Consider the following 24402-nt stretch of genomic DNA (forward strand, 5'->3'; position numbering starts at 1 on the left):
GCTTCAGCGGACAGAGGCAGATATAGTTTAAAAGAATGAATAATGTTGTACTCCCGGAGTCTCCTCGGCCCCTATCTTTGCGGCTGGGATTCCAGGAGTACACGAATATACGGAGGAGGAGGGTACGGATGGAGACAAAGCAGGATCTGATCCAATATTGCCTGACGTACAAGGACGTTTATGAGGATTATCCGTTCCGTGACCACGAGTGGGCGGTGATACGCCACAGGAAGAATAAAAAGGTGTTTGCCTGGATCTACCGCAGAAATGATGAGGTATGCATTAACCTGAAATGCGCCCCGGAGTGGATCGAATTCTGGCGCAATGCATTTACTGCAGTGAGGCCGGGATATCATCTGAATAAGAAATACTGGAACACGGTGGTGCTGGACGGCACGGTGCCTGACAAGGACATTAAGCGGATGATCGGTGAGAGTTACGACCTGACAAAATGAGGCAAAATAAGAAAATGAAAGAAAAAAGGTATAAATAGTAAAAAATACTTGATTTTAGAGTGTATTTATGATATATTCTTCTGGTCGGGGCATTAGCGCAGCTGGGAGCGCGCCACACTGGCAGTGTGGAGGTCACGGGTTCGAATCCCGTATGCTCCATTAAAGAGAGTACATAAATAGGAGGGGCTTCTGTATATCATCAATCTGTATTTGATGAAAAATTACCCAAAGCTACCCAACTGTAACTATTTTGATTTTAAGCAGCCGTTTAAGGCTGCTTTTTTGTTTTATAAAAAACTTCGCAAATCGGCAATTTTTTGGAGATTATTTCCTGTTTATGGTGCTTTGTATAAATGCCATGGTATCGGACCATTTTAAAATGCTTGTCAGGGATATGCACAATCAGGCGTTTGATAAAGTGAGTGTACAGTATGAGAACTGCTTGAAAACAATGAAAGAGATAGAAAAGTCAATCTACCTATTTTGTTAATGCACATTCAATGATTGGTTTAAACTTCTGGGTGTTGAGCTGCATAATTAATATGATAAAATGTAAATGTAATATGTTTCATTATTCTCTTTTACGGCAATACAATATGTTACCCTTGTTGTAGCACCTGCAACTAGTGAATATTTGCTATCCATTATCTCACTACATTTCAGTTCATCTGCATTATTTAGATTTAGTGAATTATAATTGGACTTATCAACATAATTTTGAAGAGAATCAAATAAAGATGATGCAACAGACACATTCATTGAATTATATGTATTGTCATCTATCTCTACCTTTGCATACGTTACCCTCAGTGGACAAAGGGATACACGGTTTTGCACCACAGATTTGCGATTCTGCGGCGTTACTGTCGCTCGGCGTACGTCCAGTACGCCTCGTTCCAGCGCCTTGCAGAATCACAAATCTGAGGCGCAAAACTCCTTCGGCCCCCAATCACCGTCTTTTGGTGGCTGGCAAGGCAACGGATGGAGGCGTACTGGGCGTACGCCGGCTGACGTTAACGCGGCCAGCCGCCAAAAGACGGCGGTTGGGGCGTGTATCCCCTTGTCTACTGAGGGTAATTGAACACCATATAAGTCTACATAAAACTTAGAATCTATCAGATTTGCTGATTTGGGAAGATCTATTTTTGCAATTTTCTCAATATAATTTTTCTTGAATAAAAGAGGATGAATAAACATCAGCAATGCAATGATTACAATTCCGATAATAATACCTATTTTCTTATTGCATTTAATCATATTTAATTTCGTCCTTTCTTGACGGTGAAACATTAATTATATTTATTACTTCTAGGGGAGACCTATTATATAATTTCTGATTTCCCCCTAGATTAGTTTAGAAGACTCCCAATAATTAAGCCCCATTACTTTTATTCCAACTACTCATAATAAATCGAGGATTGTATATAAATTATTCTGATTCTCTTATTTCCTCCTCTATGGGTGGAAGCTCAAAAGGGATGTTTCCTTCTAAAAAGGTATTCATGTCATCACTTGCAAGCTCACTATCTGTTAAATGGGTTTTGTTAATTAAATATATATAAGCACTTTTATGCAGATAGTCGCTCTCAAAAACAGGTCTGGCGCGATACCCTTCTAATTGCCATCTAGTATCTGACAAATAATCTTTTTCATAATAATAAAGGTATTTTAACTTACGTCCAAAAGAAATGATTATATCATTTTTTTCCCTATCTAATTCAGCAGAAAAACGGTCATCGTAGTATTCTGATGATAAGAATTCATCAACTGTATAGTAATTCCACCATGTAAATTCTTCATCCGGATGTAGATCAAGTGCAGTGTAACGCATTGTGTAACTTATATTATATACACCTTCTAAATAAGATAAATCTATAAACACTCTCTCATCTCCATTTGGTAAATTAACATTTAATTCTTGATCACTTGTTTCTATCACAACCGATTTTTCTTCTGTGTAATCATTAACATTTTGTCCTCTGATTCCTGATTGTGCTTCAGCACAACCAGAAATAAAAATAGCAATTATAAAAGGTACAACGAAATTTGTTTTCAACTTATCTTCTCCTCATTCTTAAAATATAACACTGGTTGTGTTTTGATATAATGAAGGTATTTTACCCAGGCCGTTTTATTGCAGCTATAGTGGTACTTTAGGAGACGGAGAGGTCTGGCGATTGATATATTAGTCTTGCAGATTCAGTATATCACCATGGCAAGTGAGTGTAAATAAAGATCTGTTCAGTTATATCAAACAGAGTAATGGGTAAGGCTGTCAACAACATGATAATAAGCTGATCCTGTAAATAGTCAATCGAACGAAACGAAATAAGACGGACACCATACAACTGTATGGCATCCGTCTTATTTGCAATCGAATCAATATCAGCTCTTCTTATATCCACACTTGGGACATACGCCGTTCTCGTTCAGGGCAATGCCGCACAGCGGGCAGCGGTCCACCTTAAGGGTGGGTTTAAATTCCTCTGACGCAGCATTGACGCCGCTGCTAAAGGTGATCTTTGCAATATTCAGCTTGTCCTTCAGAAGATCATAGACGATCTTGATCATTCCTTCAACTGTCATAGTCTCTTTTGTAACCACTAACCGACATTCCGGATATGCGGTTGCAAGCTCTGTCTTGAATGCCGGTCCCTTCATCTGGTTGTTGGGAGCGCCATCGCGGATACCCTGTGCCTCATACACGCCAAGGATTGCGGGTAGCAGTGGGTCGTCTTCTCTTAAGATCAGGGCATGGTCAAAATTCTTCAACAGCGCCCAGGCTGTTTTTTGAATTTCATTACATGGGAAAACCATGTTAACACCAGGCTCCACTGAATCCTCCACCTCGATTGTTAAAATACCCGTATGTCCGTGCAGATACTGCGCCTCGCCCTTAAAACCGTAGAACCTATGAGCGTACTGCAGATCCAATGTTGTAATACTCCTCATGATATTTTCTCCTTTGTATTTATATTTACGGGGTTACGCGCCCGCATACGCTTGCATCTGATAAATGGTTCTTCCGGACAGTCAATACATCTGCAGTAGAATGTTATGCTTTACGGCATTCGGGGCAGAGATAGTATATCTTCAGGTCATAGATGTCGATCTTGAAACCCACTTGCTTTTCCAGTTCAGCAGTCATATCTGAGAGGTTTAGATCAGCCAGTTTTCCGCAGCGGCGGCAGACTAAATGGTCATGCCTGGTGTTTTTATCATACCGGTCCGGCTGGCCTTCCACGCTGATCTTGCGGATCATTCCCTTCTGGTAAAGACTGTTCAGATTATTATAAACGGTTGCCATGACCACGGCGGGAAATTTCTTCTTCAGTGTAAAAAATATCTGTTCCGCGGTCATGTGTTCATCTGTACAATTAACGATTTCCAATATACTCTGTCCATAGCGAGTCATGTTATATCCCTCGTTTTTTTATAATTGAAGATCTTTAAGGAAGACTGCATCAAGTTCTGCCTTGCAATTTTCATCTTCCTAGAAGATAAAATTAAAATTAGAATAATTCTAATTTCACTATAAAACTTTCTTATATGGTTGTCAAGCTATTATTAGAAATAAATTCCATGAAATATCTTGTTTTTAGGGATTGGACGGGTTATCTGCCAGGGACGGCAGGATCATACTTTTTATCATTGACACAAACAAATGTTCGTGCTATCATATAAGCAGAACGTATGTTTGTATTTGCGGTTAAGGCCATGGTTCTAATAATAGCGTACCGCTCTGAGATATAGGCAGGGTGATTGGATCGGTCAGATTGATATGGGGACAAGTATATGGATGAGGACGCGGAGATAGAAGGATTTCGTAAATTTATGAAAGCTGCGGTGATGGCAGTGAAGGCATCAGATGAAGCCGTGTTCATATGTCCGGTGTGCGGCGGACGGGCGCGGTCTGAAAGGGCTGTAAACGGTCAGATACATGCCATATGTAAAGGATGCAGGATAAATGTTATGGGAGAACCCTTTGTCAATGACAGCGGATGGATCTGCGAATAATGTCATAGATAACAGATTAGAGACGGAGGGGAAGAGATTGGAATCTATTCACCTGCAGGTATTAGTCAGGAGGGATGAGAATGAATGACGGTAGTTTAACAAAAGATAAGGAGGATATATCCATAGAGAACCTATATAATTTTATCAGGGCTTCCCTGCTGGCCCTGCAAGTTACAGATGGTTTTGGCGAAGCGGATTTTATATGCCCCATTTGCGGCGGCATGGCTCATATCAGGAGAATGAAGGGTGAATTGTATAATAAGGGCGATATAGAATGCGGATGCGGCTATTCATTCCATTTTTGATGACATATTGATGACGTCTGCAGGGGACAGTATATAAAGATCCCATCAGCTGTTTGACATTAAGCCGGATCGCGATTAGACTATACATATGATTTATGTCAGTCTGGAAAGGAATAGACTGCCCTATTTAACAAGGGGAATTGACCTGTAAAGGGAGGTACGTATGGATACTGAGTTTATAAATTTAACAGCAGAAAACCTTGCCCATGAGCATTTGTGCTGTATTATCCGCAGCAAAAAGCCGCATCCCGGTATTGACGCAAAGCGGCAGTGGCTTTCAGACCGTCTAAAGGAAGGCCATGTTTTTAGAAAGCTAAACGCGAAGGCTACTGTTTTTATTGAATATGCGCCGCTTGAAACAGCCTGGGTTCCCGTAATCGGTGACAACTATTATTATCTGTACTGCCTGTGGGTTTCCGGCAACTGCAAAGGAAAGGGGTATGGGAAATCTCTGATGGAGTATTGTCTGGATGACGCCAAATCAAAAGGGAAATCCGGTATCTGTATGCTGGGAGCAAAAAAGCAAAAGCATTGGCTTTCGGACCAGGCATTTGCCAAAAAGTATGGCTTTGAGGTTGTTGATACCACGGATCAGGGATATGAATTACTGGCACTGTCCTTGGATGGAACAAAACCCCGGTTTGCCCAGAATGTAAAAAGCCAGGAAATTGAAAACAAAGAGCTTACGATTTATTATGATATGCAGTGTCCCTATATCCGTCAAAACATAGAGATCATAGAACAGTATTGTGAACAGAATGATATTCCGGTATCATTTATTTATGTGGATACGCTGCAAAAAGCAAAAGAATTGCCTTGTGTTTTTAATAATTGGGCAGTATTTTACAAGGGTAAATTTGAGACCGTGAATTTATTATTGGATATTGCCGGTTTAAAGAGAATACTTAAAAAATAAGATATGGCTGCCATCCTGCCAAGGGTTTCGCGGATCGGCAACCCTGTCAAGAGGATGATCCTATGCCGTGAGAATGCACTCCATATTGCAGCTATAATACTTACAGTTAATGCGGCCAAGCGCTATCTTTATTTTCAGCAGTCAGGAGCAGATCCGCAAATCCGTGAGGCGGAGGGAGGAAACGCCAAACCATCGATTGCCATAAAACCATCTAAATGATATCATTGATCATATAGAACATATTCCCATAGGCGCCAAAGAACGTCAGGTTAGGAACCGCAGGGAATGAATGGAGAAGGAGGATTTGTGATGAGAAATGTGTTGATGGCTTTTGTAACGCTGACTTTGACACTGTCGGTAGCCTTTGCGTCCTATGCCATGGATGGATGGCGGCAGCAGGAGGGCGGCTGGTACTATTATCAGAATGAACAAAGGCTGGCTGATCAATGGATCAATGCAAATGGTGACACCTATTATCTTGGCCCGGATGGAAGAATGCTCACCGGAAATCATCTGATCGATGGGTATCTTTACAGCTTTATGTCGGATGGAAAGCTTTTTAAATACACGGGCACGGACGTATGGAGAGACCATAAGGTGATAACAACAGATGGACGGGGAGTCTTGGCTGCCATGGATCAGGAGGATGCGCTTTTCGGATCTACCTGTGTGCAGTGGATGGATCAGACCTATGGAATCCACACAAAATATAAGGATGAAAAAGAGGTGTGGGCGGATCTGCATTTTACTCAGCTGCCATCGGATGAGACGCTTATGGCCCGGGACTGGGGAATAACAGACAAAGAGGGTGGGATTTCCATGGTCAACCATCTTTTTAGTGAAGGGGTGGCAACGGATGACAAAGCAGTGAAAGCATGGGATTTCAGCAGGGCCATGATGCTGTGCAGTTCCATGAGAGGCGCCAGATGGATGGATATGGTTGAGTATAGGACCATGCAGTACGCCATGGCTCCAACGATCCAGCAGTCGTTTTCTTCGTGGGAAGATTTTTTTGATCACTATATGACAGCATACCGTCAGTGGGACAGTTCGGTTGGACATGGGGAGAGCAAAGAAAGAGAAGCCGCCTATGAACAAATCAAAAAAGTTATGGACCAGAATGATGAAGATAAATGGATTCCATGGGATAAAGCACTTGTAAAGTATTGGTGATCAATATGTATGAAAGAATGCTCAACAAACAGGTAAAGCCCACAGTAGCTGATATGACAGGGTATTGCGGCGAAAATGCTGAATTATTTACTTACCTCAATGAATGGTTGGAAAAAACCTTCCAAACAGAACCGCAGGTTGTGTTTCCCTATGGAAATCAATATGGTTGGGGGATTGCTCACAGGAAGAAAAAGAATCTCATCTGTAATGTATTTCCTGAATATAATTCGTTTACCGTGATGACCCGATTATCAAATAAACAGTTTGAGTCGGTATACAGACATGTGAGCCGGTATACGCAGGAATTGATAGATAACAGGTATCCCTGCGGGATGGAGGATGGGTCCAATACAGGGTCCTCTGTGAGAGGAATCATGAGGATATTCAAACAATATTAACTGTAAAATGCTCATCATAACAGATATATAATAACAGGCACAAAAAGAACTGCTGACCATGAAGTGAAGTACAGGGGCAGCAGTTCTTTTTATCCCATGAATGCGGAGTCAAATGCTAAACATAACAGGTAATCCCAGAAAAACCAAGGGATTGTTTTTCTTGTCAGTTTCTCCGGTCTTCCACCATCAATGTCTGGATCGCATCAGAAGATGGATTCCAGTTTAATACATAGAGGGTGTAGATACGTCTGGGCCTCATGCTGATGGTTGTGGTGAGCAATGTTGTTTCCGGCCTGGCGGAACGGGAAACATGAACCGTATAACTTCCGCTCATCATGGAACTGAAGCTGGTTGCCTGTTTAAACCGGACAGAGTTGAAGTAGATATTTCCAAGGGCAACATTGACGGCACCGCTGTAATAGGCCAGGTTACATACACGAAAACATGCGTTCGCGTTGGACATAGGGCAGGTGGTATCTGCAATTAAGGTCAGATCCAGCCCTGTGGAGGAATTGATAATTGCAATGGTAGCCATCCCATCCCCAATATACATGGATTTCCGTACATAGGTGTATCCGTTCCCCACCACCGCAAAGGTATGGTATCCCTGTGAAACCTGCTGATAACGGGTCAGTTCAGGAAAATTAAGGTTAGAATAAACAGGGCGGTTGTCAATGTAGATGGTAAATGCATTATATCCCGTTGCCGCATTCAGAAAACGGATCGCGCCCCGTACCCACTGATCGTTATTGCAGAAAAGGCAGGGCATGGGTGTTGGAACAAATGGAGGATAAATAGGGCGGTCGGGATAAGGCCGATCGGGGTATGGCCGGTCAGGAAACGGGCGGTCGGGGAATGGCCGGTCGGGAAATGGCCGGTCAGGATAAACGGGTGGCATAACTGAAAAATCCGGGTCGATATCTTCATCATCCGAAGGGATCATTACATCATAGTCTGGCACTGAAAAGTCCGGGTCAACGGAAAATGCCGGATCGACCGCAGTGTCTGGGTCAACCATAAAGCCGGCGTCAAACGAATCATTTGTAAGTTGTGCAGCGGTAAGTGGTATTGTTTTAAATAGGTTCATCGTATTTCCTAGTTGTTCTTTTAATTTAGTATATTCAATAGTTATAAATGAGTGACCGTACATGTCTGCTGCACACGGTTACGGATGGCGTTTGATTGATAGGTTGATTGATAGGGTCAGCACTTTTGGAGAGGGGAGAAAACATCACGGGGAGGGAACAGGAGTATAGTTTACCGGTTCCTCCGTTACATGATCAAAGCGGTAGGCTGAGAATATCAAACCTAACAAAAGAAGATTGAGCATGATGCTTAACCGTCCTTCTGAAAGCAATGGCATATTAGGAAATTGGCCGTATTGATATCCAAAATTCCCCAGCACATAAAACACTCCCTGCCAAAGCAGGCACTGGCCGCAGCAAAATCCAAGGGATGAAGCCAGCAGTCCGCGTATGCGTCCGATGCAGGAGAAAAGGATCAGATAAAATAATCCGATGCCCCCCACAAGGAACAGGCCTGGAATCCATCCAAAGAGGAGGATGGCCACTGCGATTATATAGTTGTTGTAATAGTGTATGGGAAGGATATCCCACAGGGTTACATTACCTGCGTGGTACTGGAGGTAACGGGGCATATATCCCTGTTCCCAAAGCGCGTTGGACACTTCATGAAGCTCCAGCTGCCGGCGTACGGTCCGTGTACCGGTGATATCCAGTCCGACCTGCCTGAAATCCCGGGATTCAAAGTACCATGCACCGGAGCCGTATTCCATCATTTTCTCCGCAGACAGTTCCAATCCATGGGTGAGCGGCGTTTTTGACAGGAGTTCCTGGATCAGGATGCCGTTATAAGTATCATCCCATGTGCTGTGAACCGCTGACTGCGGGGAAAGAAATGCTGCAGCATTGTTCCGGCCGGTGCCTGTGAGGAGCACAGGGCTTCCTATCAGTACCAGCCCGGCCAGAAAGCCGATGCAAGGTGCATGGCGTTTTCCGGAAAAAACCGAGTTCCGGGCCATATAACACAGGGTGGCAAGCATGCTGAGAAGTGACATAATGGGAACTGTATCATATAATTGCAGACAGGATGTATATACCAGAAGCATCCAGATGCCGGCACACAGGGAAGCGGTGATGAGAAACTGCCTTTTATGTAAACGGGAACAATACAAAATCACTGTGATCACCGGCGCGGAAAGCAGTATGGCACAGTAAGCGATTGTGGAATTTCCTATCACATACCCATGATATTCTGAGAGCAGGAAGATCCCTGCCCTGGCGGCCAGATACAGGGGGCATACGGATAATACAAGAATCTTCCGGTATCGGATCAAAAGAGGATATCCATGTAAAGCAACCAATATCAGCAGTGCAACGCCCATGATATAATAAATAAAGCGGTTTCCGATCTGGACCGGCCGCCATTGCATGAATATGGCAAATGCAAGTCCTGTGAGCAGCAGCAGGGCGGTGGCCGCTGTGAGCAGCGGGGCTTTCTGAAGCTTGTGGACTTCGTTCAGTCTGGTTCCGATGGCGGCTGCATCACCCATACAGCGCAGGGCCTGAGCTTCTGCTTCCTTGGGGGAAAGCCCCTGGGATTCGTAGTCCTCCATGCGGTCCTGAATATGTGATTCCAGTTCCTGACGGATGGAGGGCCGAAGGGGCTTGTAGGAGATCTGTTCAGTTACTTCTTTAAGAAAGTGGGAAGTAGGGGAAGGGGAGGAGTTCTTATCCAAAGACAACACCCCCCATCACCTGGTTGACGGCGGTCTGATAGATTTCCCACTCTCTGGCTTTTTCTTCCAGCAAAAGTCTTCCGGTGGGAGTAATGGCATAATATTTGCGGATCCGTCCGCTGTCCGCTGTCTGCCGGTAGCTGCTGACAGCTCCCTGCTCCTCCAGATTGTGCAGGATGGGGTAGAGGGTGCCCTCCTGAAGCTGAAATACATTCCGGCTCTGCTGTTCCAACTCCCGGATGATCTGATACCCGTACATGCTTTCCTGTTCCAGAAGCCTCAGCACCAGCATGGAAGTGCCAAGAGCCATATAGCGTTTGTCCATAGAGTGACCTCCTTGTTTGTAACCTGCTATGATCCGTTTCCCATTCATATCGTTGGTGTGCCAATGAAAGAAAATAAAAGGCACATACATAGATAATCCAGGTATATGTTGCATTATACCTGGATTATCTATGTATGTCAAGGGAGAATCCTCGTTCAATCGCGGCCGGGCATATTGATAATTTGTAAAATACAGTGTATGCTTATGTTAGCGGGTGAGTTTTAGACAAAGGGCCCATCTGATGCAGGTGAATACGGATACCGATTGTTTCAGATCGTATTATCTGAACCAGATAAGGAATCTCAATGTTATGATAGTCACTGCAATGACGCTCATGACAGCAAGGCCTTTCAGGTCATTTATCATATCCTTTTTCATATGGATCCATCTCCTTTCCGTACTTTTGTATGATTTTAATATATACCTGGTCCATATTAAGATTCCATACACATAAATGGTCCAACTCATTAATATTTTGTTGATGGAACACATTCACAACTCAAATTTCCGGGGCACCATCTGAGCATGGTGTTCTGGAACATTTCTATAATCCATGGAAATGGTAAACCGGAGGTTAAAATTGAAAATTGAAATTGATATGCCCTCATCTGTTGTATGTATATTACAGGAACTGGAGCAGAAAGGGTATGAAGCATATATTGTGGGGGAGTGTGTCCGGGACAGCCTTTTGGGAATCTGTCCTGAAAATTGGGAGATCTGTACCTCAGCTCCCAAGGAACAGCTGGCCGGTATATTTTCCCAGGGGAAAATGGTTCCCGGGGACAGACGGAAAGCCCCGGGATCCTGCAGATACCAGCCATGTGACCGGGTTGATGTGGCCGGTGATATGACCGATCTGAAGAGAGAGCTGGAGCAACGCATTTTCACCATTGAAGCCATGGCTTATGGGCTGGGGGTGGGGCTGATCGATCCCTTTGACGGTAGGCAGGATCTGGCGGACCAGAGGATCCGGTGTATAGGAAAGCCGGAGGATGTATGGAAGGCGGAGGAGATCCTGTCCTGCGTCCGCCTCGCAGTCCGGCTGGGGTATGGGATCGATAAAGATACCCTGGACTCAGCCGTTGCCCACAAGGACAGGCTGATAAAAGTTCCCGGACCATGGGTCGGGGATGAGATCATAAAGATGTTCTCCGGTAATATAAGTGACCTGGTGTATCAAATCAGATGTGCCCAGCCTATTTTCATGGAGGTCCTACCGGAGCTTAAGCCCATGGTGGGATTTAAACAGAACAACCCATACCATGCCTATGACGTATGGCGGCATACGCTGGAAGCCCTGTCCGTGGCAAACGGTGATCTGATCGTCAGGCTGGTGGTCCTGTTTCATGATATTGGAAAACCCCATTGCTATACAGAGGATGAGAAGGGGGTGGGACATTTCTATGGACATGGATCTGTTTCTGCCTGTATCACGGATGAGGTGTTGGGCAGGCTGCAGTTTGACCGAACTTTAAGGGACAGGATCGTGGAATTGGTCAGGTATCATGATGTGGACTTGCATGAAAACAGGAAAAGTGTGCGGACCTGGCTTAAGAGAATGGGAGAGGATCAGTTTCGCAGGCTTCTTGAGGTCCGCCGCTGCGATGTGACGGGCCAGAACCCCAGGTACATTGCCGAGAGAGTGGAGAAGGTGGAGAGGATCAGGGCAATTCTGGATGAGGTGTTGATCCGGGACCGGGGATTTACCATCAAAGATTTCTGAAGCTGCCAAAAAAGGCGGCTTTTTTCTTGTCCACGGCAAAAAAGGTATTGATCATAGGCAAACAGCGCATAATGTGACCAGATATATACTGGAGGTCTGGCATGAAACATATGTATAAGGAATTGTTTTTGTTTAAATGGGCGCTTCTGCTGCTTTTTATCACCGTGGTCGGTTCCGTGGCCGCCAATCTTGCCCTGCCCATGTATCTCTCGGAGGTGATCAATACCGCGATTCCGAATGGGGATAAGGTACAGGTGGTATCAATTGGAGGAACCATGCTGTTGTTTGTGCTGCTGGGGGTTGTGTGCAGTGTGGGAACCGGTTTTTTTGCTTCCCTTGCATCCGTTGGCTTTGGGAAGATTGTGCGGAGTAAGATATTCCGAAAGGTACAGTTCTATTCCCAGACAGAATTTGACGGTTTTTCCACCTCATCCCTGATCACAAGAACCAACAATGACGTTGTCCAGGTCCAGACTTTCATGAATATGCTTCTTAAGGTTTGCCTGATGGCTCCCATCATGTGTATTGGCGGGGTGGTGCTGGCCCTGGCAAAAAGTGCGACCATGTCCATGATCCTGATCATTTCCCTGCCTGTCATGATCGCCTTTGTCCTGATCATAGCCCGCCTTGCATCGCCTTTGTCCAGAAAGATGCAGGAAAAGCTGGATGAGATCAACCTTGTCACCAGGGAGAAGCTGACAGGGATCCGTGTTGCCAGAGCCTTTGGGACGGAACAGTTTGAGGAACAGAGATTCCACAGGGTCAATGATGAATTTATGCTCAATACCATCCGCATGAACAGTATCATGGGGATTATGATACCCGGGCTGAGCCTGATCCTGTACGCGACCATGGTTGCCCTCATTGCCTTTGGGGGATACCAGATCATCAATATTCATACAGCGATTCCCATTGGGGACATCATTGCTGTGATCCAGTATGTGATGCAGATTATGATGTCGGTGATGATGCTGTCCATGATATTTGTCATGTATCCCAGGGCAGCGGTTTCTGCGGGCAGGATCAATGAAGTGTTAGAAACCTTGCCCGCCGTGTCCGGACGTGATGATGGGGTGACAGAAACGGACAGAAGGGGATATGTATCCTTTCGGGATGTGACGTTCACCTTCCCCCACGCAGAGGCTCCGGCCATTGAGCACATATCATTTGATTCAGCGCCCGGGGAGGTTACGGCAATCATAGGTTCCACAGGAAGCGGCAAATCCACTCTGGTGAACCTGATTCCCAGATTTTATGATGTGCAGCAGGGAGAGGTGCTGGTAGACGGGGTGAATGTAAAGGATATGGAGCTTAGGACACTTCGCGGTAAGATCGGTCTGGTGCCCCAAAAGGCATTTCTTTTCAATGGAACCATTGCTGAAAATGTGGGATACGGCCTGGAACATCCGGATCAGAGGGATGTGGAGCACGCGGTATCCATTGCGCAGTCCTATGATTTTGTCACTGCCAAGGAGGGCGGGTTTGAGGCACCCATATCCCAGGGCGGTTCCAATGTATCAGGCGGACAGCGGCAGCGTCTGGCCATTGCAAGGGCCATTGCCAGAAAACCGGAGATCTATCTGTTTGATGACAGCTTTTCAGCGCTGGATTATAAGACAGACGCGGCCCTGAGAGCGGCTCTGTTGACAGAAGCCGGTGACGCCACTGTGATTTTGGTGGCGCAGCGGGTCAGTACCATTAAAAATGCGGACAGGATCCTGGTGCTGGAGGATGGCCGGTGTGTTGGCCAGGGCAGGCATGAGAAACTGATGAAGAGCTGCGAGGTATACCGGGAGATTGTGTATTCCCAGCTCACCCAGGAGGAGGCAGGGAAAAATGAAACCAAGCAGCCATAATAAAAAGCCGGATCCCAATGCTGTTTTCAGGCGCCTTCTTCGTTTTATGGGACCCTATCGCAAAGGTCTGGCCGTCTCGGTTGTCTTTATCATCCTCTCATCCCTTTTTAACAGTTTCGGCCCATTTGTGCTGGGAATGGCAACGGATGCCCTGGCAGGACTTGTAACAGGAGGGGAGCCGGTCTACGGTGAGATACGCAGGTTTGCTGTTATACTGATCCTTCTGGCTTCCATTTATATTCTCTACGCTGTTTTTAAATATATCAGTACGGTCATCCTGGTGAGGGTTTCCCAGAAGACCATCCGCGATCTGAGGAACGGCATTGACCGGAAGTTTGTAAAGCTTCCCCTGAACTATTTTGATACAAATACCTACGGGGATGTGCTCAGCCGCATCACCAATGATGTGGATACCATATCCAACAGTTTGCAGCAGAGTCTGGAGCAGATCGTCACAGCTGTGACGTCCGTCCTATGTATTCTGGCCATGATGCTCTTTATCAGCCCGATCCTGACGTTGATCGGTATTGTGACCGTACCCCTTGCCCTTGTCTTTTCCATGAAGATAGCAGGGGCTTCACAGAAATATTTTAAGAACCAGCAGGAGACCTTGGGGGAACTGAACGGGTATGTGGAGGAAATGTACACAGGTCATACCATTGTCAGCGCCTACGGCACGGAGGAAGAGACCATTGATGAATTTGAGGAAACTAACAGGACCTTGTATGACAGCGGCTGGAGATCCCAGTTTATGTCCAGCACCATGATGCCGGTTACCCAGGGAATGGCAAACCTTGGGTATGTGTTTGTGGTAATCGTGGGAGGTGCCTTTGCAATTGACGGCAGAATGACGATCGGTATGATCCAGTCATTTATCCAATACCTGAGACAGTTTTCACAGCCCATTAACCAGACGGTGCAGATCGCCAATGTCCTCCAGTCCACGGCAGCGGCAGCGGCCAGGGTGTTTGAATTTATGGATGAGACCGAGGAAGTCGCGGATCCTGAACACCCCGTGGTTTTGGAATCAGTGGACGGCTCCGTGGAATTTAAGCATGTAAAATTCGGATATCTGCCATATCACACCCTGATGCATGATGTGAGCCTTAGGGTGGAACCAGGAAGCAAGGTCGCTATTGTGGGGCCCACCGGCGCGGGCAAAACCACGCTGATTAATCTGCTGCTGCGTTTCTATGATGTGAATGACGGAGAGATCCTTGTAAGCGGCATTCCGATCAAAAAGATGCGGCGTATGGATCTTCGGGCTGTTTTTGGCCTGGTCCTCCAGGATACGTGGCTGTTTACAGGCAGCATCATGGAAAATATCCGTTATGGCAGACTGGATGCGGGGGATGAAGAGGTGATGGAAGCGGCCAGGGCGGCCAGGGCGGACACCTTTATCCATACCCTGCCGGACGGGTATCAGTTTGTACTGCAGGAGGGAGCTGCGAACCTGGCCCAGGGTGAACGGCAGCTTCTGACCATTGCCAGGGCTATTTTGTCAGACAGTCCCATCATGATTCTGGATGAGGCGACCAGCTCCGTGGATACACGCACGGAAGTACTGATCCAGGAAGCCATGGCAGTCCTGATGAAGGGGCGGACCAGTTTTGTGATCGCCCACAGGCTTTCCACCATCAAGGATGCGGACATGATCTTATACATGCAGGAAGGGGATATTAAGGAGGTGGGGACCCATGGGGATCTGATAGCCCGGGATGGTCTTTATGCAAAGCTGTATAACAGCCAGTTTGCAAATGAAAACGGTTAAAATCCATGGATATTTGCCAGGATACCAAAGCGGCTTGCCCCTTTGGATCTAATGCATTATAATAGAAGAGCATGATTTAAGAGGCGGCTGTTACCAAAGGTAAGGGCGCCTCTCAATTTTGTGCATGAAATGAGAGGATAAAGGAACTAAAATTTCGTATGATAGAGGAGCGGGATATTTATGGAATGGGTGGGCAGGTTTAACCAGGCGATGGAGTATATTGAGGAACATATTACAGAAGAGACTGACTACGAGGCCCTTGGAAGAATCGTGTGCTGTTCCGCCTATCAATTCCAGCGAATGTTTGCGTTTATGAGCGATATCCCCTTATCTGAATATATCCGCCGCAGGAAAATGTCCCTGGCAGCAGTGGATCTGCAGAGGGGACGAAGGATCATTGACATTGCCCTGAAGTACGGTTATTCCTCCCCCACGGCCTTTACCCGCGCCTTCTGTACGGTCCATGGCATGGCACCCTCCCGGGCAAAACAGGAGGGGGTGATGTTAAAGACATATCCGCCCCTGAGTTTTAAGCTGGTGGTAAAGGGGACGGAGGAACTGAATTACAGGATCGAGCGCAGGGATTGCTTTAGGGTTGCCGGTATATCCAGAGTGCTGGCTAGAGATATGGAGGAGAACTTTAAGACCGTGCCGGATATGTGGGACCGGGCAGTAATGGACGGTACCATTGACAGGATGTTTTCAATCATGGACCGGGAACCGGGAGGATTGCTGGGGCTGACAGCCTGCGGCAGCCGCGAGGTATGGAAATACTATATTGCGGTTCCCACCACACGGACGGGCCATGGATTTGAGGAATACACGGTCCCCTCCTCCATGTGGGCCATATTTCCGGGGGAGGGTACCAACCGCACATTACAGGATCTGGAGCGCCGTGTGGTAACGGAATGGCTTCCGAATTCCGGTTATGAATACGGAACAGCCCCGGATGTGGAACTTTACATACATGCTGATCCTGACCATGCCCAATATGAATATTGGCTGCCGGTGACAGTTGGAAAGGAGCGACCGATATGACGGAGTCAACTATAAAAGCAGTGCTGCCCCGGGATATAAAAAGGGTCTGGGACACTGTGACCTCCCTGGACCATTATGAATGGAGAGGAGATCTGGACAGGATAGAGATACAGGATGATAAGACTTTTATAGAGCATACAAAAAGCGGGTATTCCACTGTCTTTACAGTGACCGCATGCATACCCATGGAGCGATGGGAATTTGATATGGAAAATGATAACATAAGCGGGCACTGGATAGGCATATTCTCAGAAAACAGCGGGCAGACAACTGTTGATTTCACGGAACAGGTGACTGTTAAAAAGGCAGTCATGAAACCTTTTGCAAAAATGTATCTGAAAAAGCAGCAGAGCGCATATATCAGGGATCTGAAAAAGGAGTTGGGAAAATGACGACATGCGGACGGCTGATATCCGCACAGTCGGGGATGGGAAGGGAATCCGGAGATTTTTAAATAAAATCGCCGACAGATAAGATAATCATGATTCATCCGGAGCATACTAACAGGGATAAATCCATGCGATGAAAGGTGAGATCATGAAATTTGACGCAGTGTATTATGAACCGGACAGTCTTTCCTACCCTTTGGGACAGAAGTTAAAGGATGATTTTGGGGACCTGCCCTGGATCCCCATCCAGAGCCATAATTCCATTAAAGAAATGCAGGAAAAACCAAATGCAGAGTTTGGCCATATGAAGCGCAACCTGATAATCGGTATAAGAAAGACACACAAATATGTGGAGAATCACAAGGTGTCGGATTATCTTGTGCCATACACTTCCTCCGGCTGTACGGCCATGTGCCTGTATTGCTACCTGGTGTGCAATTACAACAAATGTGCCTATCTGCGCCTGTTCGTAAACAGAGAGCAGATGCTTGACCGTATCCTTAAACGGGCCAGGACCAGCGAGCAGCCCCTTACCTTTGAGATAGGGAGCAACAGCGACCTGGTGCTGGAAAATACCATTACGGGCAATCTGCAGTATACCATTTCCCGTTTTGCACTGGAGGGCGCAGGTAAGCTTACATTTCCCACGAAGTTTCATATGGTGGATCCGATCCTGGATCTGGATCACAGGGAAAAGGTGATCTTTCGCATGAGCGTGAATCCCCAGTCCGTCATCAGCCGGATCGAGTTAGGCACATCCAGCCTGGCCCAGCGCATAGAGGCTGTCAATCGCATGTGTGACCATGGGTATCCCTGCGGACTTCTGATCGCGCCGGTCATCCTTACGGAAAACTGGAGAGAACTTTATACCGGCCTGCTGGAGGAACTGGAGGCCGGGCTGACAGAACGCATGAAAAAGCAGATGTTCCTGGAAGTTATCCTGATGACCTACTCCTATGTGCACAGAGCCATAAACAGCGAGGCATTTCCCAATGCCCCGGACCTGTATGACAGCGGCATGATGACAGGGCGCGGCAGAGGCAGGTACTGTTACCGCAATGAGGCAAGGGCGGATGCGGAACTGTTTCTAAGGGCTGAGATCAACCGGATTCTGGGCCCGGTCCCCATCCTCTATATAAGCTGACGGGAGAGCGGGGGCTGCCGTGGACGGCCGGACCAACCACCAATGGGAAAAGCTGTCCTGAACTGTCACAAAATGTTAATATAATATTCAAAGTTTTGTATTTGACACCGTATGAAAGCAATGTTATAATACATTCTAATAAAAGGGAGTAGCGAACCACCTTTGTATGACCAGTTGGAAGCAGATGTTCACAGGTGGATTTTAAATCGTCTTCTTGGTGCTGAGAAGCACCCGTATAAAATGAAATGTGCAAGACTTTTATTGTGGCAGATGCCGACCACGATAGAAGTCTTTTTAAATATCGTAAACGAATCCTAACACCATCTGCCGCGCACATGTTTTAAGTGTCAGATGACAGAAAGGAGATTGTTATGGAGAAAAAGAACATGTACAAGGAAATACCGGAGGCGATCGCGGCGGCCAACAGGGCGCTGGCAAGCCTGGAGGAGGCAAGGCAGTACCTGTCAAAGGCAGCTGGCTGGGGCATATGGGATATGCTGGGCGGAGGATTGTTTGGCACCTTTATGAAGCATTCCAGAATGGATGAGGCAAGGCAGTCCATGGAGTCCGCCAGGCTGCAGCTGCGCAGGCTGAAGCGGGAACTGCTGGATGTGGACCTTCCGGGGGAATTTAAACTGGATGTGGGGAATTTTCTGACATTCGCAGACTATTTCTTTGACGGAATCGTGGCTGACTGGATGGTACAGTCCAAGATCAACGAGGCATCAGACCAGGTACGTGAGGCTGTGGACAGGGTAACACGTATACGCGGCCAGCTGTATGATCTTCAGTCATCGTTGGCTGATCCACAGAAAGGAGAGGATGAATAATGGGTTGTCTGGGAAATGTGTTATGGTTTATATTCGGAGGCTGCATCAGCGGTCTCAGCTGGCTCCTCACAGGGTGTTTGTGGTGCATAAGCATCATAGGAATACCGGTGGGTATGCAATGCTTTAAGTTCGCGGGATTAAGCTTCTTTCCCTTTGGAAAAGAAGTCGTATACGGAGGAGGGGCGGGTTCTCTGCTGCTCAATATTATCTGGCTGGTGGTATCGGGTCTGCCCCTGGCTATTGAATCAGCCATCATCGGAGCACTGCTGTGCATGACCATTGTGGGGATCCCATTCGGGCTGCAGCAGTTTAAGCTGGCAAAGCTGGCGCTGATGCCCTTTGGTAGCCGGGTCGTATAAAGGACTGATGATTTTTGCTTCCGGTTTTTGTTTCCGGCAAAAAACAGAGGACATTCAGATGCATTTCTGCTATACTAGCACATAGAAGGGAGCCGGGCAGCACACCGCCCGGCTTTATTGACAGGAGATTGACAGGAAGAGGGTGTTGGATATGCCGGGGAAGATTACCATGGATGATATCGCCTCCATGGCAGGTGTCACCAAAAGTACGGTATCCAGGTATTTTAACGGAGGAAGCGTAAAAGAGTCCACCAGGGTAAAGATCCAGGAGATCATAGAGGAGTACAAGTATGAGCCCAATGCGTTTGCAAGGCTGAAGGCAAGGGAAAGCAATGTAATAGGCGTGGTGCTCCCCACCCTGAACTCCAAGATCACGAGCAGGGTGGTCACAAGCATCGGCCGCTTTCTAAGGGAACAGGGATATGAGGCGCTGATCAAAGATTCGGATCACAGTGTGGAACTGGAATTAAAGAACATACAGCGCCTTATCACCCTGAAGGTGGATGGCATTCTGCTCAGCGCAATTACCATTACAGAGGAACACAGGGAACTGATCAGGAACAGTCCCATACCGGTGGTGGTGCTGGCCCAGGATTATGACCAGGGAAATTGTGTTGTCTATGATGATTATGGGGCAGGGAAGGCCATGGGCTCCTATATCGGAAGAGAACATCCTGTGCGTGTGGGATATCTGGGGGTGTATGAGTCTGATGAGGCCGTGGGCATTACCAGGAAGAGAGGAGTGCTGGACGGCCTGAGAGAGTGGAACGTGGACAATGTATCGGCAGTGTCGGGGGATTACAGCTATGAGAGCGGAATCAGGATGACTGAGGAGCTTTTGGACCAGGGTCCCCTTGACGCCTTGATATGCGCCACGGACCGTCTGGCTTTTGGCGCGTACAGGGTGCTGGACCAGCGCGGGCTCAGGGTGCCGGAGGATGTATCCGTGGTGGGCTTTGGCGGTTATGATGAAAGTACCCTTTTAAAGCCGGAACTTACAACCCTGAAATTTGACTCTTACGGTCTGGGATACCTGGGGGCGGAGACCCTTCTTAAGATTATAAAGGAGGAACCGGTGCCGAAAAAACAGATCGTAGATTACCATATGATTGAGGGGGGAAGTGTAAAAAAAAGGAAATGAGTGCAGAGACTTTTTTGCGTATCATTGATGACTGTACAATGTGCACAAAAAAGCCCTGCATTTTTTTACACATAAAAATGGAACCGGTGCCAAATTTCAATTGACATATAGGGCAAAAGGTATTAATATTTAAGTATGGAACCGATACCAAAAACCTTCGGAGGATGGGCAGAACGCCTCAGGGGAATCATGTCATGGACGCATGACGGACGCCCGCGCAGATCCGCCAAGGACGATTGAATGTAAAGGAAGGGGAAAGATTATGGATTACGCAAAAATAGCAGGTCTGGTAATTCAGTATGTAGGCGGTAAAGAGAACATCAGATCAGTTGCCCACTGCGCTACAAGGCTGCGATTTCAGCTGAGAGATAACGGACTGCGCAACGAGGAGGCCATCAGTGATATTGAAGGGGTGAAGGGAGTATTCCTCACACAGTCACAGTTTCAGATCATTTTCGGTTCGGGCACCGTAAACCTGGTCTGCGCAGAAGTACAGAAGCAGCTGGGTGTCATGGAGGAAAAGCCGGAGGATAAGAATGAGGAAAAGGGAAATCCGGTTCAAAGATTTATTAAAATGCTCAGTGATATCTTTGTACCCATTATTCCGGCCATTGTTGCAGGCGGTCTGCTGATGGGCCTTAACAACCTTTTGACATCACCTCTGATCCACGGCCAGGCGGTCATTGCCCTGTTTCCCCAGTGGCAGGGACTGGCCACTGCCATTAATACGTTTGCCAATGCACCCTTTGTATTCCTGCCCGTACTCATAGGCTTCAGCGCCACAAAGAAATTTGGGGGAAACCCGTTTCTGGGAGCCGCCATGGGAATGATCATGGTCCATCCGGATCTGCTGAACGCTTACCAGATCGGAATCGCGGATCCTCCCATGTGGAATATATTCGGATTTCAGATAGCGGCCATCGGATACCAGGGAACCGTGCTTCCCGTACTTGCAGTTTCATGGATCCTGGCAAATATTGAAAAGAGACTGCGCAGGGTGACGCCGTCCTGGCTGGATAACCTGACCACGCCGCTGCTATCCATCCTTATAACCTCCTTTCTTACGTTCATTTTCGTGGGACCGGTCCTGAGGGAGGCGGGCAATCTGCTGGCGGCCGGGATCACATGGCTTTATAATACCTTGGGGCCTGTGGGCGGAGCCTTATTCGGTTTTGCCTATGCACCCATTACCATGACGGGAATGCACCACAGTTTTATTGCCATCGAGACACAGCTTCTTGCCGACAGCGTTCATACCGGGGGCAGTTTCATCTTCTCCACGGCCAGCATGAACAATGTGGCTCAGGGCGCGGCTGTGCTGGCCGTACTTCTGATGACAAAGAATGACAAGATCAAATCCATCTGTTCCGCCTCCGGCATATCCGCACTTCTGGGGATCACGGAGCCGGCCATGTTTGGTGTGACCCTTAAGTTAAAATATCCATTCTATGCGGCCATGGCAGGTTCCGCAGTGGGAAGCGCCTATCTGGCGGCGACCAAGACCTTGGCACAGGCACTGGGAGCAGCCGGCCTTCCCGGATTCATCTCCATGAAACCGGATCATTATATGAACTTTGCCATCGGGATCATTCTCTCCATGGGAGTATCCTTTGCATTGACCATTGTATTCTGGAAAAAGTTTGGGCTTGAGAAACAGGACAGCACAAAGGCTGCGCCTGTATCAGGGTTACCGGCACCTGAGACACCGGATACCCAGACAGCCGTACTCTATGCGCCCATGAAAGGGGAGATGATTCCCGTTGAACGGTCCGAAGATGAGGTGTTTGCCTCAAAGGCACTGGGAGATGGAGTGGCGATCAACCCGGAGGACGGCATGGTGTATGCTCCCTGTGACGGAACGGTCACACTTTTGTTCCCCACCAGGCATGCCGTGGGTATCAGGACAGAATCAGGTGTGGAGGTCCTCATTCACATAGGGATCAACACCGTACAGCTGGACGGCCAGGGCTTTGAAGCCTATGTGGCTCAGGGAGACACTGTAAAGCAGGGGGATCAGCTGATATTGGCAGACCTGGATCTCATCCGGGAAAAAGGGCTGAATCCACAGACCATGATGATATTACCTGAGGGAGCAGGTCTGAGGATCCGGCGATCCGCTGATTCACAGGTAGACAAAGATACCAGGGCGGTTGCCGTATATAAATAAAAATGACTGCAGACAGTCGGAGCACAGGCGCCAGGAGGAGTTTGCTTTGAAAAAGTATCATAAGGTTAACAAAGAGGATTATGAAAAATGGTATGGGGAACATCAGGCATACAGGGACCGGGTAAAGTCTGACCCGAACCGTCTGGCATACCATCTGATGCCGGAGACCGGCTGGCTCAATGATCCCAACGGGCTGTGCCAGCTCCATGGCCTGTACCATATTTATTATCAATATACCCCCTTTGAACCCACCGGCGAGATCAAGCTGTGGGGGCATTATACCACAAAGGATTTTGTCCGTTATACCAGCGAGGAACCGGTACTATTTCCTGACCATGATTTTGATGCCCATGGAGTTTATTCCGGCTCTGCCTTTGTGGAGGACGGCACTATCCACTATTTTTACACAGGTAATGTGAAATGCTTTGACAGGGATGATCATGATTATATTATGAGCGGACGGGAGAGCAATACCATCTATTTTAGCAGCAGGGACGGATACGAATTTTCGGAAAAAATGGTCCTGATGACCAACCGTGACTATCCTGCGGATATGAGCTGTCATATACGCGACCCTAAGGTTTTTTATCACGGATCCGCTTACTATATGGCTCTTGGAGCCAGGGATAAGGAAAGCAAAGGGATGGTCCTCCTTTACCGGTCGGAGAACCTGAAGGACTGGGAATATTATAACAGGATCACCACAGAGGCGCCCTTTGGTTATATGTGGGAATGCCCGGACCTCTTTTGGCTGGACGGCCAGCTGTGCCTGATCTGCTGCCCCCAGGGAGTAGCTCCTAGAGGCGTGGACTTCTGGAATGTGCACCAGTGTACGGTTATGGGGCTGGATTATGATTTTGGGGCAAATACTTATCGTATGAATCGCTTGGAGGACAACCAAGAAAAAATATCCATGGTGGACAGGGGCTTTGATTTCTATGCTCCCCAAACCTTTGAGGATGAAACGGGGAGACGCATCCTCATTGGATGGATGGGGATACCGGATGCGGATTATACCAACCCCACCACACAGGCCGGCTGGCAGCATGCCCTGACCATTCCCCGTGTCCTTCACTGGGCCGGGGGACGCCTGATCCAGACCCCGGTGGAGGAGTTGAAACACATGCGCTGCCATGGGAGGACATATGATCTGGGACAATTGAATGAGGCCGGGGAAAAAGAGATCGTCTACGAGGCATGCTTTCAGTTTGGCGCATGTGACCGGGTGACCCTGACCCTCCGCGCCGGAGTTACCCTGAACTATGAAAACCGTCTGCTGACCCTGGATATGGGGGGGAAGGGCAGCGGGAGGACAAACAGGAGCGTAATGGTTGATGATCTGAGGGAACTTCAGGTGTTTTCCGACACTTCATCCCTGGAAGTGTTTGTCAACGGGGGGGAGGAAGTCTTTACCACCAGAGTATATGGGATGGAGGGAAGCATCCGGGCAGATGGAGCATGTTCAGGATGCGTTGATCTGTATGATCTATCCGGATTTATATATGAGTAGAGACGCGATGGGCTGAGGTATTACAAGCAGAAGAATTATAAGCAGAGGTATTATAAGCAGAGGTATTCCGGGGATATGGCTTTGGGCCATATCCTTTCTTTTGCAATTAACCGGGCTATATGCTAAA

At 47.4% G+C, this 24402-nt stretch carries 24 protein-coding genes and 1 tRNA gene; 18 read left to right on the plus strand and 7 right to left on the minus strand.

The features are described from left to right. Positions 1 to 128 precede the first annotated feature (128 nt). Entirely contained in the window at positions 129 to 455 is a 327-nt protein-coding gene (locus CLFS41_RS12880; protein ID WP_007858567.1) for an MmcQ/YjbR family DNA-binding protein, read from the plus strand. 86 nt (positions 456 to 541) lie between these two features. Continuing rightward, positions 542 to 614: transfer RNA gene (locus tag CLFS41_RS12885), tRNA-Ala, on the plus strand. A 753-nt stretch (positions 615 to 1367) separates the two neighbouring features. On the opposite strand, the gene CLFS41_RS12890 is transcribed toward CLFS41_RS12885, so the two are convergent. From CLFS41_RS12890 to CLFS41_RS12905, 4 genes are all read right to left on the minus strand, one after another. Beyond that, positions 1368 to 1712 carry a hypothetical protein gene (locus CLFS41_RS12890; protein ID WP_045092498.1) on the minus strand — a complete coding sequence of 115 codons (345 nt, stop codon included), beginning with the start codon at positions 1710 to 1712 and terminating at the stop codon, positions 1368 to 1370. Between the two features lie 172 nt (positions 1713 to 1884). Further along, entirely contained in the window at positions 1885 to 2511 is a 627-nt protein-coding gene (locus tag CLFS41_RS12895) for a hypothetical protein (protein WP_045092499.1), read from the minus strand. A 329-nt stretch (positions 2512 to 2840) separates the two neighbouring features. Next, positions 2841 to 3407 carry a 6-carboxytetrahydropterin synthase gene (locus CLFS41_RS12900; protein ID WP_007858562.1) on the minus strand — a complete coding sequence of 189 codons (567 nt, stop codon included), beginning with the start codon at positions 3405 to 3407 and terminating at the stop codon, positions 2841 to 2843. Positions 3408 to 3510: 103 nt separating this feature from the next. Further along, complete coding sequence (locus CLFS41_RS12905; RefSeq protein ID WP_007858561.1) at positions 3511 to 3870, minus strand: transcriptional repressor; 360 nt, start codon at positions 3868 to 3870, stop codon at positions 3511 to 3513. A 380-nt stretch (positions 3871 to 4250) separates the two neighbouring features. Between CLFS41_RS12905 and CLFS41_RS12910 the strand changes: the two genes are divergently transcribed. The 5 genes from CLFS41_RS12910 (at position 4251) to CLFS41_RS12935 (ending at position 7264) form a co-directional block, all read left to right on the plus strand. Continuing rightward, on the plus strand, positions 4251 to 4472 hold the full coding sequence (locus CLFS41_RS12910; RefSeq protein ID WP_007858557.1) for a hypothetical protein: 222 nt from the start codon (positions 4251 to 4253) through the stop codon (positions 4470 to 4472). 80 nt (positions 4473 to 4552) lie between these two features. Next, a complete protein-coding gene (locus CLFS41_RS12915; protein ID WP_045092500.1) occupies positions 4553 to 4777 on the plus strand; it encodes a hypothetical protein in 225 nt (74 codons plus the stop codon). Between the two features lie 163 nt (positions 4778 to 4940). Continuing rightward, positions 4941 to 5693 carry a GNAT family N-acetyltransferase gene (locus tag CLFS41_RS12920; protein WP_045092501.1) on the plus strand — a complete coding sequence of 251 codons (753 nt, stop codon included), beginning with the start codon at positions 4941 to 4943 and terminating at the stop codon, positions 5691 to 5693. Between the two features lie 309 nt (positions 5694 to 6002). Further along, positions 6003 to 6866, plus strand: a complete 864-nt coding sequence (locus tag CLFS41_RS12930) for a DUF1266 domain-containing protein (RefSeq protein WP_045092502.1) — start codon at positions 6003 to 6005, stop codon at positions 6864 to 6866. A gap of 53 nt (positions 6867 to 6919) precedes the next feature. Next, positions 6920 to 7264, plus strand: a complete 345-nt coding sequence (locus CLFS41_RS12935) for a DUF3788 family protein (protein WP_347468433.1) — start codon at positions 6920 to 6922, stop codon at positions 7262 to 7264. A gap of 163 nt (positions 7265 to 7427) precedes the next feature. Here the strand turns inward: CLFS41_RS12935 and CLFS41_RS12940 are convergent, their stop codons facing one another. The 3 genes from CLFS41_RS12940 to CLFS41_RS12950 form a co-directional block, all read right to left on the minus strand. Beyond that, on the minus strand, positions 7428 to 8351 hold the full coding sequence (locus CLFS41_RS12940) for a DUF4397 domain-containing protein (RefSeq protein WP_007858541.1): 924 nt from the start codon (positions 8349 to 8351) through the stop codon (positions 7428 to 7430). Positions 8352 to 8495: 144 nt separating this feature from the next. After that, entirely contained in the window at positions 8496 to 10022 is a 1527-nt protein-coding gene (locus CLFS41_RS12945) for a permease prefix domain 1-containing protein (protein ID WP_045092503.1), read from the minus strand. Next, on the minus strand, positions 10015 to 10347 hold the full coding sequence (locus CLFS41_RS12950; protein ID WP_007858530.1) for a helix-turn-helix transcriptional regulator: 333 nt from the start codon (positions 10345 to 10347) through the stop codon (positions 10015 to 10017). The genes CLFS41_RS12945 and CLFS41_RS12950 overlap by 8 nt, the downstream gene beginning before the upstream one ends. Before the next feature lie 580 nt (positions 10348 to 10927). On the opposite strand from CLFS41_RS12950, the gene CLFS41_RS30735 reads away from it, so the two are divergent. The 11 genes from CLFS41_RS30735 to CLFS41_RS13005 all read left to right on the plus strand — a co-directional run bounded on the left by CLFS41_RS30735 (position 10928) and on the right by CLFS41_RS13005 (position 24275). Beyond that, a complete protein-coding gene (locus CLFS41_RS30735; protein ID WP_052665712.1) occupies positions 10928 to 12070 on the plus strand; it encodes an HD domain-containing protein in 1143 nt (380 codons plus the stop codon). 101 nt (positions 12071 to 12171) lie between these two features. After that, the gene (locus CLFS41_RS12960; protein ID WP_045092504.1) at positions 12172 to 13926 is read left to right on the plus strand and encodes an ABC transporter ATP-binding protein; all 1755 of its coding nucleotides are present in this window, start codon (positions 12172 to 12174) and stop codon (positions 13924 to 13926) included. Next, the gene (locus tag CLFS41_RS12965) at positions 13907 to 15697 is read left to right on the plus strand and encodes an ABC transporter ATP-binding protein (RefSeq protein ID WP_045092505.1); all 1791 of its coding nucleotides are present in this window, start codon (positions 13907 to 13909) and stop codon (positions 15695 to 15697) included. The genes CLFS41_RS12960 and CLFS41_RS12965 overlap by 20 nt, the downstream gene beginning before the upstream one ends. 180 nt (positions 15698 to 15877) lie before the next feature. Beyond that, positions 15878 to 16735, plus strand: coding sequence for an effector binding domain-containing protein (locus CLFS41_RS12970; RefSeq protein ID WP_045092506.1), 858 nt, complete (start codon positions 15878 to 15880; stop codon positions 16733 to 16735). After that, positions 16732 to 17127 (plus strand): SRPBCC family protein, encoded by a 396-nt coding sequence (locus tag CLFS41_RS12975; protein WP_045092507.1) that lies wholly within the window; start codon positions 16732 to 16734, stop codon positions 17125 to 17127. The genes CLFS41_RS12970 and CLFS41_RS12975 overlap by 4 nt, the downstream gene beginning before the upstream one ends. 145 nt (positions 17128 to 17272) lie before the next feature. Beyond that, a complete protein-coding gene (locus CLFS41_RS12980) occupies positions 17273 to 18268 on the plus strand; it encodes a spore photoproduct lyase family protein (RefSeq protein ID WP_007858515.1) in 996 nt (331 codons plus the stop codon). Positions 18269 to 18639: 371 nt separating this feature from the next. Then, positions 18640 to 19098 carry a hypothetical protein gene (locus CLFS41_RS12985; protein WP_007858514.1) on the plus strand — a complete coding sequence of 153 codons (459 nt, stop codon included), beginning with the start codon at positions 18640 to 18642 and terminating at the stop codon, positions 19096 to 19098. Next, the gene (locus CLFS41_RS12990; RefSeq protein ID WP_045092508.1) at positions 19098 to 19457 is read left to right on the plus strand and encodes a YccF domain-containing protein; all 360 of its coding nucleotides are present in this window, start codon (positions 19098 to 19100) and stop codon (positions 19455 to 19457) included. Before CLFS41_RS12985 ends, CLFS41_RS12990 begins: the two co-directional genes overlap by 1 nt. 151 nt (positions 19458 to 19608) lie before the next feature. After that, positions 19609 to 20598, plus strand: coding sequence for a LacI family DNA-binding transcriptional regulator (locus tag CLFS41_RS12995; RefSeq protein ID WP_045092509.1), 990 nt, complete (start codon positions 19609 to 19611; stop codon positions 20596 to 20598). 262 nt (positions 20599 to 20860) lie between these two features. Then, on the plus strand, positions 20861 to 22765 hold the full coding sequence (locus tag CLFS41_RS13000) for a sucrose-specific PTS transporter subunit IIBC (protein ID WP_045092665.1): 1905 nt from the start codon (positions 20861 to 20863) through the stop codon (positions 22763 to 22765). A 46-nt stretch (positions 22766 to 22811) separates the two neighbouring features. Continuing rightward, positions 22812 to 24275: a glycoside hydrolase family 32 protein gene (locus CLFS41_RS13005; protein ID WP_045092510.1), complete on the plus strand. Its 1464-nt coding sequence runs from the start codon at positions 22812 to 22814 to the stop codon at positions 24273 to 24275. Positions 24276 to 24402: the final 127 nt, after the last annotated feature.

This window comes from Clostridium sp. FS41 (assembly GCF_000954015.1).
In the GTDB taxonomy this organism is placed as follows: domain Bacteria; phylum Bacillota; class Clostridia; order Lachnospirales; family Lachnospiraceae; genus Enterocloster; species Enterocloster citroniae.

What these genes read in the sequence shown, in the direction of transcription:
- CLFS41_RS12990 (WP_045092508.1), top strand. Translation starts at nt 19,098, where the DNA reads ATGGGTTGTCTGGGAAATGTGTTATGGTTTATATTCGGAGGCTGCATC.
- CLFS41_RS12940 (WP_007858541.1), bottom strand. Translation starts at nt 8,351, where the DNA reads ATGAACCTATTTAAAACAATACCACTTACCGCTGCACAACTTACAAAT.
- CLFS41_RS12905 (WP_007858561.1), bottom strand. Translation starts at nt 3,870, where the DNA reads ATGACTCGCTATGGACAGAGTATATTGGAAATCGTTAATTGTACAGAT.
- CLFS41_RS12960 (WP_045092504.1), top strand. Translation starts at nt 12,172, where the DNA reads ATGAAACATATGTATAAGGAATTGTTTTTGTTTAAATGGGCGCTTCTG.
- CLFS41_RS12985 (WP_007858514.1), top strand. Translation starts at nt 18,640, where the DNA reads ATGGAGAAAAAGAACATGTACAAGGAAATACCGGAGGCGATCGCGGCG.
- CLFS41_RS12880 (WP_007858567.1), top strand. Translation starts at nt 129, where the DNA reads ATGGAGACAAAGCAGGATCTGATCCAATATTGCCTGACGTACAAGGAC.
- CLFS41_RS13000 (WP_045092665.1), top strand. Translation starts at nt 20,861, where the DNA reads ATGGATTACGCAAAAATAGCAGGTCTGGTAATTCAGTATGTAGGCGGT.
- CLFS41_RS12980 (WP_007858515.1), top strand. Translation starts at nt 17,273, where the DNA reads ATGAAATTTGACGCAGTGTATTATGAACCGGACAGTCTTTCCTACCCT.
- CLFS41_RS12920 (WP_045092501.1), top strand. Translation starts at nt 4,941, where the DNA reads ATGGATACTGAGTTTATAAATTTAACAGCAGAAAACCTTGCCCATGAG.
- CLFS41_RS12965 (WP_045092505.1), top strand. Translation starts at nt 13,907, where the DNA reads ATGAAACCAAGCAGCCATAATAAAAAGCCGGATCCCAATGCTGTTTTC.
- CLFS41_RS12930 (WP_045092502.1), top strand. Translation starts at nt 6,003, where the DNA reads ATGAGAAATGTGTTGATGGCTTTTGTAACGCTGACTTTGACACTGTCG.
- CLFS41_RS12900 (WP_007858562.1), bottom strand. Translation starts at nt 3,407, where the DNA reads ATGAGGAGTATTACAACATTGGATCTGCAGTACGCTCATAGGTTCTAC.
- CLFS41_RS12995 (WP_045092509.1), top strand. Translation starts at nt 19,609, where the DNA reads ATGCCGGGGAAGATTACCATGGATGATATCGCCTCCATGGCAGGTGTC.
- CLFS41_RS12890 (WP_045092498.1), bottom strand. Translation starts at nt 1,712, where the DNA reads ATGATTAAATGCAATAAGAAAATAGGTATTATTATCGGAATTGTAATC.
- CLFS41_RS12970 (WP_045092506.1), top strand. Translation starts at nt 15,878, where the DNA reads ATGGAATGGGTGGGCAGGTTTAACCAGGCGATGGAGTATATTGAGGAA.
- CLFS41_RS12910 (WP_007858557.1), top strand. Translation starts at nt 4,251, where the DNA reads ATGGATGAGGACGCGGAGATAGAAGGATTTCGTAAATTTATGAAAGCT.
- CLFS41_RS12950 (WP_007858530.1), bottom strand. Translation starts at nt 10,347, where the DNA reads ATGGACAAACGCTATATGGCTCTTGGCACTTCCATGCTGGTGCTGAGG.
- CLFS41_RS12915 (WP_045092500.1), top strand. Translation starts at nt 4,553, where the DNA reads ATGAATGACGGTAGTTTAACAAAAGATAAGGAGGATATATCCATAGAG.
- CLFS41_RS12975 (WP_045092507.1), top strand. Translation starts at nt 16,732, where the DNA reads ATGACGGAGTCAACTATAAAAGCAGTGCTGCCCCGGGATATAAAAAGG.
- CLFS41_RS12935 (WP_347468433.1), top strand. Translation starts at nt 6,920, where the DNA reads ATGACAGGGTATTGCGGCGAAAATGCTGAATTATTTACTTACCTCAAT.